The organism is Paracoccus sp. R12_2 (assembly GCF_017744015.1).
Classification (GTDB): domain Bacteria; phylum Pseudomonadota; class Alphaproteobacteria; order Rhodobacterales; family Rhodobacteraceae; genus Paracoccus.
On record NZ_JAGHRA010000018.1, the window covers coordinates 24,019 to 37,148 of the forward strand.

At 61.5% G+C, this 13,130-nt stretch carries 13 protein-coding genes and 1 pseudogene; 9 read left to right on the forward strand and 5 right to left on the reverse strand.

The genetic code is table 11. The features are described from left to right. The first annotated feature begins 60 nt into the window (after positions 1–60). From J7359_RS17210 to J7359_RS20055, 4 genes are all read left to right on the forward strand, one after another. Positions 61–1,203, forward strand: coding sequence for a fumarylacetoacetate hydrolase family protein (locus J7359_RS17210; RefSeq protein ID WP_209058382.1), 1,143 nt, complete (start codon positions 61–63; stop codon positions 1,201–1,203). Further along, positions 1,200–2,165 carry a C-terminal binding protein gene (locus J7359_RS17215; RefSeq protein WP_209058384.1) on the forward strand — a complete coding sequence of 322 codons (966 nt, stop codon included), beginning with the start codon at positions 1,200–1,202 and terminating at the stop codon, positions 2,163–2,165. Before J7359_RS17210 ends, J7359_RS17215 begins: the two co-directional genes overlap by 4 nt. Positions 2,166–2,176: 11 nt before the next feature. Continuing rightward, positions 2,177–2,938: an SDR family NAD(P)-dependent oxidoreductase gene (locus J7359_RS17220; protein ID WP_209058386.1), complete on the forward strand. Its 762-nt coding sequence runs from the start codon at positions 2,177–2,179 to the stop codon at positions 2,936–2,938. Positions 2,939–3,008: 70 nt separating this feature from the next. Then, a complete protein-coding gene (locus tag J7359_RS20055; RefSeq protein WP_247740495.1) occupies positions 3,009–3,182 on the forward strand; it encodes an FAD-dependent oxidoreductase in 174 nt (57 codons plus the stop codon). A 255-nt stretch (positions 3,183–3,437) separates the two neighbouring features. On the opposite strand, the pseudogene J7359_RS17230 reads toward J7359_RS20055, so the two are convergent. Both J7359_RS17230 and J7359_RS17235 read right to left on the reverse strand, forming a co-directional pair. Next, positions 3,438–3,799 (reverse strand): annotated as a pseudogene (locus J7359_RS17230) (IS5/IS1182 family transposase); the annotation flags it as partial. 122 nt (positions 3,800–3,921) lie between these two features. Beyond that, positions 3,922–4,182, reverse strand: coding sequence for a hypothetical protein (locus J7359_RS17235; protein ID WP_209058388.1), 261 nt, complete (start codon positions 4,180–4,182; stop codon positions 3,922–3,924). Positions 4,183–5,440: 1,258 nt separating this feature from the next. On the opposite strand from J7359_RS17235, the gene J7359_RS17240 reads away from it, so the two are divergent. From J7359_RS17240 to J7359_RS17260, 5 genes are all read left to right on the forward strand, one after another. Beyond that, on the forward strand, positions 5,441–6,151 hold the full coding sequence (locus J7359_RS17240) for a hypothetical protein (protein WP_209058390.1): 711 nt from the start codon (positions 5,441–5,443) through the stop codon (positions 6,149–6,151). After that, on the forward strand, positions 6,151–7,674 hold the full coding sequence (locus tag J7359_RS17245) for a DDE-type integrase/transposase/recombinase (protein ID WP_209058392.1): 1,524 nt from the start codon (positions 6,151–6,153) through the stop codon (positions 7,672–7,674). The genes J7359_RS17240 and J7359_RS17245 overlap by 1 nt, the downstream gene beginning before the upstream one ends. Before the next feature lie 65 nt (positions 7,675–7,739). Further along, on the forward strand, positions 7,740–8,333 hold the full coding sequence (locus J7359_RS17250; RefSeq protein ID WP_209058394.1) for a Mu transposase C-terminal domain-containing protein: 594 nt from the start codon (positions 7,740–7,742) through the stop codon (positions 8,331–8,333). 4 nt (positions 8,334–8,337) lie between these two features. Then, positions 8,338–9,294 carry a TniB family NTP-binding protein gene (locus J7359_RS17255; RefSeq protein ID WP_209058396.1) on the forward strand — a complete coding sequence of 319 codons (957 nt, stop codon included), beginning with the start codon at positions 8,338–8,340 and terminating at the stop codon, positions 9,292–9,294. Continuing rightward, positions 9,294–10,232, forward strand: a complete 939-nt coding sequence (locus J7359_RS17260) for a TniQ family protein (RefSeq protein ID WP_209058398.1) — start codon at positions 9,294–9,296, stop codon at positions 10,230–10,232. The genes J7359_RS17255 and J7359_RS17260 overlap by 1 nt, the downstream gene beginning before the upstream one ends. A 367-nt stretch (positions 10,233–10,599) precedes the next feature. On the opposite strand, the gene aroQ is transcribed toward J7359_RS17260, so the two are convergent. From aroQ to J7359_RS17275, 3 genes are all read right to left on the reverse strand, one after another. After that, a complete protein-coding gene (gene aroQ, locus J7359_RS17265; RefSeq protein ID WP_209058402.1) occupies positions 10,600–11,034 on the reverse strand; it encodes a type II 3-dehydroquinate dehydratase in 435 nt (144 codons plus the stop codon). A 101-nt stretch (positions 11,035–11,135) separates the two neighbouring features. After that, entirely contained in the window at positions 11,136–12,200 is a 1,065-nt protein-coding gene (locus J7359_RS17270) for a glycine betaine/L-proline ABC transporter ATP-binding protein (RefSeq protein ID WP_209058408.1), read from the reverse strand. Continuing rightward, complete coding sequence (locus tag J7359_RS17275; RefSeq protein ID WP_209058409.1) at positions 12,193–13,077, reverse strand: proline/glycine betaine ABC transporter permease; 885 nt, start codon at positions 13,075–13,077, stop codon at positions 12,193–12,195. The genes J7359_RS17270 and J7359_RS17275 overlap by 8 nt, the downstream gene beginning before the upstream one ends. Between the last annotated feature and the right edge of the window lie 53 nt (positions 13,078–13,130).

Genomic DNA, 13,130 nt, shown 5'->3' on the forward strand with positions numbered 1-13,130 from the left:
CTTCTTGACGAGAATCTATCATAATATGTAGTTTCACTACAAATCGAGGAGGCGAAACTCATGCTACCCAATTCACCCGAAACCGCAAAGCTTGTCGGCCGTATCTGGCGCCCGGGCAAAGGTCCGTGCGTGGTGGTCCTGCGCGATGGTGCCATGATCGACGTTACCGAATCGGTCGTCTCCATCGCCGATTTCCTGGACGACGATCCGGCAGGCCGTTTCGACGGCCTGACCGGCGAAGCCGTCGGCAGGCCCGAGGAGTTGGTGTTGGACCCGGCGGAAATGGGCTATCACGCCGAACGCCCCTGTCTGCTAACGCCGTGCGATTTCCAGGCGCTGAAAGCCTGTGGCGTGACTTTCGCGCAAAGCATGGTAGAGCGGGTGATCGATGAGCGCACCTCGGGCGATCCGGCCCGCGCAGACCAGTTGCGCCAGCGCATCGGCACGCTGATCGGCGACAGCCTGTCGAGTATCGAGGCAGGTTCCGAAAAGGCCGCCGAGGTCAAGGCGGCGCTGATCGCCGAGGGACTTTGGTCGCAATATCTGGAAGTCGGCATCGGCCCGGATGCAGAGGTCTTCACCAAGTCGCAGCCGATGTCGGCAGTCGGCCATGGCGCACAGGTGGGCGTGAACCGCATTTCGGACTGGAACAATCCTGAGCCCGAAGTGGTGCTGGCGGTGGACAGCCAAGGCAACATTCGCGGCGCGACACTGGGCAACGACGTAAACCTGCGTGATGTCGAGGGACGCTCGGCCCTATTGCTGGGCAAAGCCAAGGACAACAACGCCTCGTGCAGCATCGGTCCGTTCATCCGCCTGTTCGACGATGCCTTCAGCCTTGCCGACATCGAAAACGCCACGCTGACCATGGCCGTCACCGGCACCGATGGTTTCCATATGTCCGGTCGCTCGAACATGGCCGAGATCAGCCGCAAGCCCGCCGACCTCGTCGCGCAGACGATGAATAAGTCGCATCAATATCCCGACGGCTTCATGCTGTTTCTGGGCACCATGTTTGCCCCTACGCAGGACCGCGCCGAGAAGGGATCGGGGTTCACCCACAAACCGGGCGACGTGGTGGAAATCTCGACCCCACTTCTGGGCGCGCTGCGCAACACGGTCGTCCATTCCGACGAGGCTGCGCCATGGATCTTCGGCACCCGTGCCCTGATGCGCAACTTGGCCGGACGGGGGCTGCTGTGAGCGAAGCCGCATTGAAACTAGTCGTCACCGACCAGGCCTTCGGCGATACCCGACACGAACGGGCGGCCGCCACAGCCGCCGGAGCTACTTTCGCCGAATTTCAGTGTCGCAGCGAGGATGAGGTGCTGGAGGTGGTCCGCGGCGTCCATGCCGTCCTGAACAACTTCGCACCGATGACCCGGAAGGTGATGGCGGCGATGGCGCCGGGCGCGGTCGTGGTGCGCTATGGCGTGGGCGTCGACAATGTCGATCTGGCCGCCGCGCGGGATCTGGGCGTGCGCGTTTGCAACGTGCCCGATTACGGCGTGGACGAGGTCGCCGACCATGCCGCCGCGATGACGCTGGCGTTGGCACGCAAGCTGGACAGTTATGACGACGGCATCCGCGCCGGCGAATGGAAGATCGGCGCGATGGTGGACGGGCTGCGCTCGCTGCGCGACACTACTGTGGGCCTGATCGGGCTGGGCCGGATCGCGCGGGCATATGCTGCGCGGATGGCCGTATTCGGCTGCCGCATCACCGGCTTCGATCCCTTCATACCCGAGGACCAGATCCGCACTGCCGGCATCTGCCCCCAGCCCCGCGACGAGGTGGTTGCCAGCGCCAATGTGCTGTCGCTGCATGTCCCGCTGACACCCGAGACGCGACACCTAATCGACGCCGCCGCCATCACCCGGATGCCGACTGGCGCGATTCTGATCAACTGCTCGCGCGGCGGACTGGTCGATGAGGACGCGCTGGCCGCGGCGCTGGTTTCCGGGCATCTGTCCGGCGCCGGCCTCGACGTGTTCGAGAAAGAGCCCCTGCCCGCCGGCTCGCCCTTGCAGCAGGCGCCACATGTGCTCATGTCGCCCCATGCCGCTTTCTACTCGGACGCCTCGGTCGATGCTCTGCAACGGCTGGCGTCGGAGGAGGCGTTGCGTGGTTTGCGCGGCGAACCTTTGCGCTGCGCACTGACCTGAGGGAGGTTCGAATGGATTACAGGGCGAAACAAGACCTGACCGGCAAGCTGGCTCTGGTCACCGGCGCTGGCCAGGGCATCGGCGCCGCCATCGCTGAGGGGTTGGCCGCCACTGGGGCTGAGGTGATCTGCACTGACATTCTGCGCGAGCGCGCCGAAATCACCGCCGGCGATCTGACGGCAAGGGGCTTCAAGGCGCGGGCCGAGGCACTGGACGTGACCGACAGCTCCGGTATCGACGCGCTGGCGGCCGCGCTGCAGCCGCTGGACGTTCTGGTCTGCAATGCCGGCATTGTCACCAACACCCCAGCCGAGGACATGAAGGACGCGGAATGGGATCGGGTTATAGCCGTGAACCTGACCGGCGTCTTCCGCACCTGTCGCGGCTTCGGGCGGCGCATGCTGGAGGCCGGGCGCGGCTCGATCGTCAATATTGGCTCGATGTCTGCCCAGATCGTTAACGTGCCACAGCCGCAATGCCATTACAACGCCTCGAAGGCCGGCGTGCATCACCTGACGAAATCGCTGGCGGTCGAATGGGCCACGCGCGGGATCCGGGTGAACGCCGTTGCGCCGACCTATATCGAGACCCCACTGCTGCACGGGTTGGAGAGCCAGCCCGGACTGGTGTCCCGATGGCTGGAGATGACGCCTGCTGAACGGATGGGGCAACCGGACGAAATCGCATCGGTGGTGCAGTTCCTCGCCTCGGACGCGTCTAGCCTGCTGACCGGCGCGATAATCAACGCCGATGCGGGCTATACTTGCATCTGACCGCCGCGCGACGAAGGATCACCGAACACCTGCAGGTTCTGACGGCCCACCTTGAACAAAAGAAACAGGGATGAGACATATGGCCGTGGTCATCGGCGCGGGATTTGCCGGGCTGCAGGTCGTGCTGGGTCTGAAGGCCGTGGATCGGGCCGTTACTTTGATCGACCAGCGCAACCATCGTCTGTTCCAGCCGCTGCTCTATCACGTGGCGCCCACGTTGCTGGCGACCTCGGACATCACTTAGCCGAATCCGCGCGCTGATGCGCGAGCGAAGGAACGTCACCACGCTGCTGGTCACGGTGCAGGACATCGACCGGGCCGCAAACGAAGTCGTCCAGCGGAATGGCGAGCTCGTGCCCATTGACGCCTTGGTCATCGCCACCTGCGTCCGCCACGCCTTTTTTGGCAACGACTGGTGGGGATCCGATGCGCATGGGCTCAAGACGGCGTTGTTGCGCAAATCAGCGTTCGGGCAGATGGTCCCCTTTCCCGTGGCCCTTCAGGCGATAGCCTCGATTTCGGCCCTGCAGAGGGCCGAGAAGGGGTTCATGATTGCGATGCGGATCTGGCTTTGGCGGTCTGGCAGCTGGGGTGTCGGGTCTTGATCCGCTCACCGAAGAGCCCAATGCGGTTTACCTGCGCCTCGACCCGACTTCGCACACGGTAACCCGCCCATTTCTTCCAGAGTGCCCTACCGAGGTGCCGAGTTGCAAAGTTGCACGCAGGGACTCGATTCGCGCAACTGCTGCGGGACAGTCTTCCTTCCAGGCGCGACCGTTGCGGCGGATAGATATGACAGCATCGCCGCGTGTCGTAGGCACCGTCCCCGGACGCGGCGACAATCTCTTCATCCTCGGGAATTGTGACTCAGCGAGATATCGTCGAAGCGCATCAAGGCATCGTGCGAGAGTCCGATGCTGTCGGCAACATCCTCAACAGTGGGTCGGAGGGTCTTCGCGACCTCTTGTGGGTCCAGCATCATATTATCGGCAGACAGCGGTATGCGCCACGTTCTGATCCGCATCACGTCGAGAAGCATTCTCTTCTGACCTCGAAAATAAACCCTCGTGGACGGTGCCATCCACCAGATGATCGGTGCGGCGGATGAAGTCTTCGAACAGCTCCGACTGATCCCGACGGATCGGATCGTCGCGTCGTTCTCTATGCAGATACAGGGTGGCCGAAGCAGTGACTATGATTGCTGCGACAGCATTGAAGATCTCGAGCGCGCCCATGTCGGGCATCCCTCCCAAAAGACGACAGACATATTGCCGCCGCAGGCGTATCAACGATCAAACCCAGAAGTGAAATCTTGTGTGAGAGGCGCCAAAAAGCAAGAGCGTCGCGTCAGGCTGACCTCTCGCAGACAAATTGCTTCTGAATTGTCAACGACACCAGCGTCGATGTCGGTCAATTTTATCGAAGCTCAGCGGCAGTCAGCGACGGCTTAGGGGCGCGGCACCGGCGGCGTAGACGCGCTCCCCCTATATATGTTCCGACATCTCTATCGAGATGTCGTATAGGGGGAAATTCGAAGTGAGGCAATCTCAGCTCCGAAGAGAAAGATTGCCCGTGTTGCCCGATGCCCACAGCACGTGCGACGAAGACTGTAACCCCCTGCCCCATCCAATTGCTGGCTCTGCTCGGAAACGGCTAGACTTCCCTCACCATGCTGAACAACGTCGCACATATCACCCTTCTCGCCTCCCGGCGAATACGCTGACTCTCGAGGGTCAGCGCCCGGGCGGTCACAGCGATTAACAGCATCGCTCTGACTGTGCGACTATCCTCGCCCTCCACGTTCCCGCTTCCATCGATATCGTCGCTGCGTCGAGATCGGCGAGTTCTCTGGACCAGGATCGCGATGATTCGGCGAAGCCACCCCAACATCGGCGACTGCCATTCCAAGATTCTCGACTGCGGCACATAATCGGCCGAGTTAGCGCGGTTCCCGATTCGAACAGGGCGCGGCTGTGAAAACGCCCTTCGTTCCACGGAAATCGTGGGGAATTGGTGCGCTGACAGGAGATGAAGACGGCAGGCAGTTTGCATTTTCGCAAAGCTGATTGGGGGGAATGCATACCACCGAATGAAACGCAGTCAAGAATTTGACATCAAACAATTTTGTGTCGATCACCCTGCCCGCCGAGACCCTCCGGCATCTGGCTCTTCGCTCAAGGAGAAACGATGGAAGCATAAGAAAACGGCCCCGCGGTTTGCCGACCGCGAAGCCGTTCGAGGCAGACCGAAGCCTACCGCAGGTTAATGCCGGATCGCTATCAGCGAGCATGCTCTGAAGCAAGCTTTCCGGCGCGCTGAGGTCTCCTCCCGCACCTTGAGGCGTCCCTACATACCGAGCTCCGACCCAACTGCCGTCGATTTAAATTCGCTGGCGATTGGCCTCGCATGTCTGCAGGACGCAGACGCCTCATTCGGCCAAACCAAACATGGCCAACGCCGTCCCCAGAGGGCGGCGATCAACCCCCTATGAGGAAAATCCTAATGCGCGAATATCACCGCGAACATCTGGGCGGCTTTGCTCCACCCTTGCCGAGCTCCGCAGACCGGATGGTCGCGACGAGCTCCAGGGCTCATTTCTGTGGCCATGTCGTCATCGGCGATGGGTCAGGTCGCGGCGCGATCTCCGGAGTCACGCCCCGGGTTGTGCACGTCGAGAGCCATCTCGAACTCTGCTGGTGTCTCTGCCTGTCCGTCCGTCCTGACATCATCGACCTGCGCGAGCAGGCGCGGTTCGACTGGTTCGACGAGGATGGCGAGGTCCGTTCCCATTTCTTCGACCTGCTCGTAACCCGAAACGATGGAAGCCGACTGGCCTGTGCCATCCGCCCCGCCATCCGCAGTCGTGGGCGCCTCGGCCGACAGCTGCCCAGGATTGCGACCCAGGTGCGTGCCAGCGGCTTCGCAGATGATGTCCGCCTCCTGACAGATCACGATCTCGACTCGGTGGAACTTCACAACGCCTGGATCCTGCATGGCATTCGTGTCGGCGATCAGCAGGTCGATGCAAGAGCCGTCGACGTGTTCGAGACATTGTCCGGCACGGCAACACTGTCGGAGCTCACTTCACGGATCGGCCTGGGGGTCGTCGGCTTTCGTGCGCTGCTCCGACTTCTGCGCAGCGGCCACCTCCAAATGCTTCGGTCCGAAAAAATCACCCCGTCCGCAACAGTCTACAAAGGGAGCAACCTCTGATGCATATGCCCAACCTGTCCTTCGACGCCGATCGCCATCACTACGCCTTCGGTCACTACGACCGCATCACGCTCGACGGCGTGTCCTACAAGACCGTCACCCATGGCCGGAATGAGGTAGGCTGGGTGCTACAGCGGGACGATGATTCCGGCCTCTGCGCGTCCTTTTCCCATAGCGAGTTGAGCCGCATGGGCTCGACGGGGCGGATCCGGGTCGAGCATAACTATCGTGCCCCAGAGACTGCGAAGGCTCGGCTTCTCGGTGCCGGAATGCGAATTTCCGAGCTGCCTTCCGCCAAAGCTGCCCGGGTCACCCGGAAAAGCGCCTATGTCGAAGCCTTCCGTGAACTTCTGCAGGAAAACCTGATCAAGATCACGGATGAAAGCATCAAGGCCTGCAAGGACCTGCTTCGCAGCCGGGCCATGGACTATGCCCGCAAGCTGACGGGCGGTCTCGGCACGCCCATGTCCGAGGATATCTCCAATATGCCCTCAGCACGCACGCTGCGGCGCTGGATCCAATCGTTCCGCGATCTTGGCATGAGTGGGCTGATCGATGCAATGGACAAACGTGGCAATCGCAACCGAGCGATGAGCGGTGAAGAGCAAGCGCTGATGATGCGGGAAGTCGATGGTTATGCCAGCGAGGAACGGCCGACCATCAGGACCATCCATGTCAACGTCTGTCTCGCCTTCAAGGCGCGAAACGAAGATCGCCGAGACCGCGGCCTGCATCCCTTCAACATTCCGAGCTACGAGACCGTCCGCCGGGCCATCAATCGCCTGGAGCCGTATACAGTCACCCTCAAACGTGAGGGTGCCGAGGCTGCGCGCAAGAAGTTCATGCCGGTGGGTGAAGGACTGCAACTCACCCGTCCGCTCGAGCGGGTAGAGATCGACGAAAACACGATCGACATCATCTCGTTTGCTGAAAGCGCGGGTCTCATGGCGCTTCTGACCGAAGAGGAACGAAACCTCCTCGGATTGGACAAAGGGAAGGCTCGCTGGTTCGTGACGGTCGCCATCTGCGCGACGACGCGCTGCATCCTCGGCATGGCATTCTCACGGTCCGCGAAGGAAGAGGCTTCACTGCAAGTTCTGCAGATGATCCTGCGTGACAAGGGGAAATGGGCCGACGCGACAGGGTCGCTCGGGTTCTGGGACATGCATGGCACCCCGATCCTCATCGTCACCGACAATGGCGCGGCCTTCAAATCGGAACGCTTCAGGATCGCCTGCGCCGATCTCGGCATCACCACCATGCGTGCCCCGCCGCTTTGCCAGAGATGCGCGCCCGGAACGAGCGGTTCTTCGACAGCCTCCGAACCGGTCTGCATCCGCGCCTGCCCGGAAACACCTTCGGCAGCATCCGGGCCAAGGGAAATGCCGATCCCGAGGCCCGTGCCGTGCTCACCTTCGACGACCTGGCCTTCTGCCTGGTGCGCTGGATCGTCGACATCTACCATAATACTCCGCATGCCGGACTGGGCGGCGAGACGCCCCTCGACTGCTGGCGGCGGCTGACTGCCCAATGGGGTGTGCAACCGCCTCCTGATGCAGAAACCCGGCGCGCCGTTTTCGGAGAGCGCATGACGCGCAAACTGACGCGTGAGGGCGTAACTGTTCTGGGTATGCGCTACCATTCCGAGGCGCTGGCCCAGTGGATTCTCCGGCGCGGGGAGCGCGATGTCGAAGTGCGCTGGCATCCCGACGATATCAGCAGGGTCAACGTCTACGCGGGCGGGCAGAACTTTGAGGTCCGCGCGGTCCATGACGGCTTCCAGGGGGTGTCGGCACGGCAGTGGTTGGCCGCAACACGCGAACTGCGGTCTACCCATGCCGCACGCACGACCCGCGATCGAGAGTCTGTGCTGGAAGCGGTCAGCGCGATCAAGGCGCGCAGCACAGCGGCGACGAAGCTGGCCGGACTTCTGGTTGATGAATGGTCTCCTGAACGAATTCGGCGCGAGGAGCAGCGCCTCTTCACCGGCTTCTCGATTTCCGGCGAAAAGCAGGCGCCCGTCCGGGAAACGGATGGCCTCGGCCGCTCGATCCCCGAACAGGAAGGCCCTTCGGCACCCAGCACCGCCCAGCCCTCGGCGCCGAGCGGACTGGCGCGTGACGTTGCGGCGACCGGGCCCACTGAGCAGAAAGCGCCCACCACCTGGACGATCACGGAGTAAGATGATGCCGAACCCTGCCGAAATCGCGCAGATCATGGATAAACTGCGCCGCCGCCGCATCAACACGAACCGCGATACGGACTTCGCGTGCCATCTTGAACGCCTGCTTTGCAGGCACGATAATGGCGATCTTTCGCACGAGCCACGTCGCTTCTCGGATGGCCGCGAAACCCGGGGCGTCATGGTGATCGACGGCGCGGGAGGGGGCAAGACGACGCTGATCGCCCGTGCCCTCGAAAGGCATCCGGTTCTCGTTGGGAAGACCGGCCGGCATTATCTCGACGCCAGCGTCCCCAGCCCGGCAACCTTCAAGAGCATGGGCAATACCTTGCTGCACCGCAGTGGTTATCCGGTCATCGCCGGAAACCGCGAGGGCTGGAGCTTGTGGGAGACGCTGCGAGGGCGTCTCAAGGATCTTGGGATCACCGTTTTGTGGATCGATGAGGCCCATGATCTGTTCTGCGCCGACAAGAACCTGATCCTGCGGGCCATCAAGGCGCTGATGCAGGGGGACGAGGCCATCATCCCCATTCTCTCCGGCACCGAGATGCTGCGCGAGATCGTCCGGTCTGATCCCCAGGTCCAGCGCCGCTTCTCGACCCTGGTTCTGCCGCCTGTGTCTGAGGCAGCAGACGGCAACTGTTTCTGGCACGTTCTCGATGAATATTGCCGAACTGCTGGCCTCCAGCCGCCGACCGACATCGATCTCATGCCGCGTCTCTTCCATGCGGCGAGATACCGCTTTGGCAGATGTGTCGACACCATCATCGGGGCGATCGAGCAGGCACTTGAAGGTAATGCTTCAAGCCTCGACATCGGGCATTTCGCCGAGTTCTGGGGCATACAGGAAGGATGCTTCCTCGATCAGAACGTCTTCACCGCCGTCGACTGGCAGTCGGTCGATCCGGACAGAGACGAGCAGCACGAAATGCCGAGGGCGCGCCGCAGGCGGAGGCGGTAATGAGACCTGCCCTGTTTCCGCTGCTGCCGTTCGCGGCCGATGAAACCACGTGCTCCTGGGCTGCCCGCATGGCAGCATTTCATGCGCGTAGTTCCGTCGGGACGTTCCTGCGCGACCTGAATCTTGATCCGCATCTCATGGCCTTGGGTGATCGGGACGAGATTGGTCGGCTTTGTGAGATTGCCGGACAGGATCCGCGACCGGTTCTCGGCAACACGCTCACCCGCTTGAAAGGAAGCGCTCATGCGCTCGGTCGCGATATGATGCGAACAATCCTGTGTCCCGCGACACGGATCCGTTTCTGTCCGGCCTGCATCGCCCTGGACGATGCAGCTTCAGTGGCAACGAACCAGAATCCTGCAGTTCATCGGCGCGAACGGCTGATCTGGCGTTTCAGACCAGTGCGGACATGCCCTCACCACGGCGTCGATCTCGAGTGCCGCGTCCGGCCTGCCGACAATCACGTTATGGGTGCCTTTGGCGAAATCGGGCCCGGATCAGTCCACTTGCTGACCAGCATTGACTATGAAGGCGAATTGCGTTCCGCATCCAGCCTTCAGCGCTACGTGGCGGAGAGGATCTCGGGCAATGCCACGGATCACTGGCTGGACACGGTTCCGCTGGAACAGGTCGTCCGTTTCAGTGAGCTGCTCGGTGCCATCCTTCTCCATGGTCCTCGCACATTTTTGGAGGACCTGTCGGAACCTGAATTGTGCGCCGCCGGCGCCGTCGGATGGACCAATGTTTCTCACGGAGAGCAGAGTATCACCAGGGCGCTGCATGTCGTGCATGCGCAGCACCACTTTGATGTTGGCAGCAAGGCACGGTCTTTTCGGGATACGTTCTACAATCTCGTTGAGGAGGTCGAGTATTACCCGAGCACATCTCCCTTTCGAGCCTTACTTCGGCGTCATGTCGAACACTCTGCCCTGAACTGACCCTACGGTCGCGGGGCCACCAAACGAACAATCTTGATTCTGATGAAAGGCCGCCCACGGGCGGCCTTTTTTTGGTGCTCATCTGGATATATCGCTGGTCACTAATTGCGGTGAAAGTGGACATGTTGACAAAATTCGTATCCTGACGCCAACCATTTATCCATTTAAAACAACGTATTAAGATAGCCCGATTCTCTGCGAATGGTCAGTATTTATGTGCTCGGACAAGAATTGTCGCGAACTGGCAAAGTTGATTTGTCGCCTCTGCCCTGACGGATGACCCTTGTGCCATCCAGAGACGGGTCATGAGGAACCGCGATATGGGGCTTGTTGTGATGAGCGAGCGATAGATTCAGAAGATCGAGACTCAGTCGCGGGTCAAGGACACCACGCGGCGGATCGCTGCGGCATAACCCTCCAGCCCAAGCCCGGCGATCACGCCGTCGGCGCGCAGCGAAACATAGGAATGATGGCGGAATGCCTCGCGCTTGTGCACCTGGCTGATGTGAACTTCGATCACCGGCCCGTCAAAAGCGTTCAGCGCGTCCAGGATCGCGACCGAGGTGTGGGTCAGGGCGGCCGGGTTGATGACGATGCCGCAGGCCGCCTCGCGCGCCGCGTGGATCCAGTCCACGATCTGGCCCTCCCAATTCGACTGCCGAATCAGGATGTCGTGGCTGTCGCCGGCGGCATCCCGGCACAGCAGCTCGACATCCTCTAGCGACTCTCGGCCATATATTTCGGGCTGGCGGCGCCCAAGCAGGTTCAGGTTCGGGCCATTCAGCACATGGATCGTCTTCATTCGTCAACTTTCTGGGATAAGCTAGGGATGCCGCGATCCTAACCCGTCAAAAGGGTGCCCGTCAGCGGATTTCTTGATGGCAGAGGGCCTTGGGCCGTGCGTCACGCCACCTGCACCTCTGGGTCCACCGCCTCGCTGTCGTCGGGGGCGATCATCTCGGTCACGCATTTCTGCAAGGTGATCACGCCCAGATGCGTCCCGTCCCTGCTGACGATGTTGGCACGGTTCGTCTCGGCATTGGTCATTGCCCGTGCGGCCTCTTCCAGCAGCGTCGTCGCGGTCAGCGTCACCGACGTTTCCGCCCGTTCGCCCTTGCGCATGATGGTGCGGACCGAGATCACATGGCCGCGGTTCACGTCCCGCACGAAGCTGCTGATATAGTCGTCGGCGGGTCGCAGGACGATCTGTTCGCCCGTACCCTGCTGGATGATCCTGCCGTCGCGCAGAATCGCGATCCGGTCGCCAAGGCGCAGCGCCTCGTCCAGATCATGGGTGATGAAGATGATCGTCTTGTGCAGCTCTGCCTGCAGGTCCAGCAGGACCGATTGCATGTCGGTTCGGATCAGCGGGTCCAGCGCCGAGAACGCCTCGTCCATCAGCAGGATCTCGGCGTCGTTGGTCAGCGCACGGGCAAGGCCCACGCGCTGCTGCATGCCGCCGGACAACTGGTTTGGATAGCTTTCCTCGAACCCGTCCAGTCCCACCCTGCTGATCCAGCGCCGGGCACGTTCGCCGGCCTCTTTTTCGCCGACGCCGCGGATGTTCAGCCCATAGGTGGTATTCTCAAGCACTGTGCGATGCGGAAACAGTGCGAATTTCTGAAAGACCATCGCGGTCTTTTCGCGGCGGAACTGGCGCAATTCGGTCTGCGACATCTTCACGATGTCGCGGTCCTCGAAGATCACCTCGCCCGATGTCGGTTCGATCAGGCGGTTGATGTGCCGGATCAGCGTCGATTTTCCGGACCCGGAAAGACCCATCACCACCTGGATCTTGCCTGCGGGTATAGTCAGGGTGATGTCGTCCAGGCCCAGAACGTGGTTATGCTTGGCCTTCAGCTCTTCCTTGGTCATGCCCGCCTCGACATCGGCCACATGGGCCGCGCCGTTCGGACCGAAGATCTTGTAAAGCCTGTTGATCTGAATTTCGTGTGTCGCCTCAGCCATGCACGGCCTCCAGATGCTTCTGCAGACGCTTGCCATAGGCCTGCGTCGCGCGGTCGAAGATGATCGCGATGGCGACGATCGCCAGTCCGTTCATCACGCCAAGGGTGAAATACTGGTTGTTGATCGCCTGCAGGACCGGCTGGCCCAATCCGCGCACACCGATCATCGAGGCCACAACGACCATCGCAAGGCTCATCATGATGGTCTGGTTCACGCCCGCCATGATGGTCGGCAGCGCCAGCGGCAACTGCACGTCCTTCAGTTTCTGGCGCGGGTTCGACCCGAACGCCTCGGCGGCCTCCAGCACGTCGGCGGGAACGTGACGGATGCCCAGATTGGTCAGGCGGATGACCGGCGGCACGGCATAGATCACCACCGCGATCACGCCCGGCACCTTGCCAAGCCCGAAGATCATCACCACGGGGATCAGATAGACGAAACTGGGCATGGTCTGCATCATGTCCAGGACCGGCGTGATCAGCTGGTTGGCGCGGTCCGAGCGCGCCATCAGGATGCCGGCGGGAATGCCGATCACCACGGCGATCATCGTGCAGACCGCGACCATGGCGATGGTCCGCATCGTATCCTCCCACATCCCGAAGAACCCGATCAGGCAAAGGGCGACGATCGTGCCCACGACGATCTGCCAGCTTCGGCTGAGCGCCCAGACCAGACCGGCGATGGCTGCCAGGACAAGAATCCAGGGACTGCCGATCAGCAGATCCTCGATAAACACCAGAAGCACCTGGATCGGGTGAAACATGGCCTCCAGCGTCTCGCCATAGGCGCGGGTAAAATCGCGAAAGGCGCCGTCGATGGCGATGCGCATGTCGCGCAGGTCGCCACGGCCGAGGGATGGGAATTCAATCAGGTCCATTGTTCTTCTTCTTTGTCAGTTCGCCGGTCGTCCGAACGAAAGCGGGGCGTGAC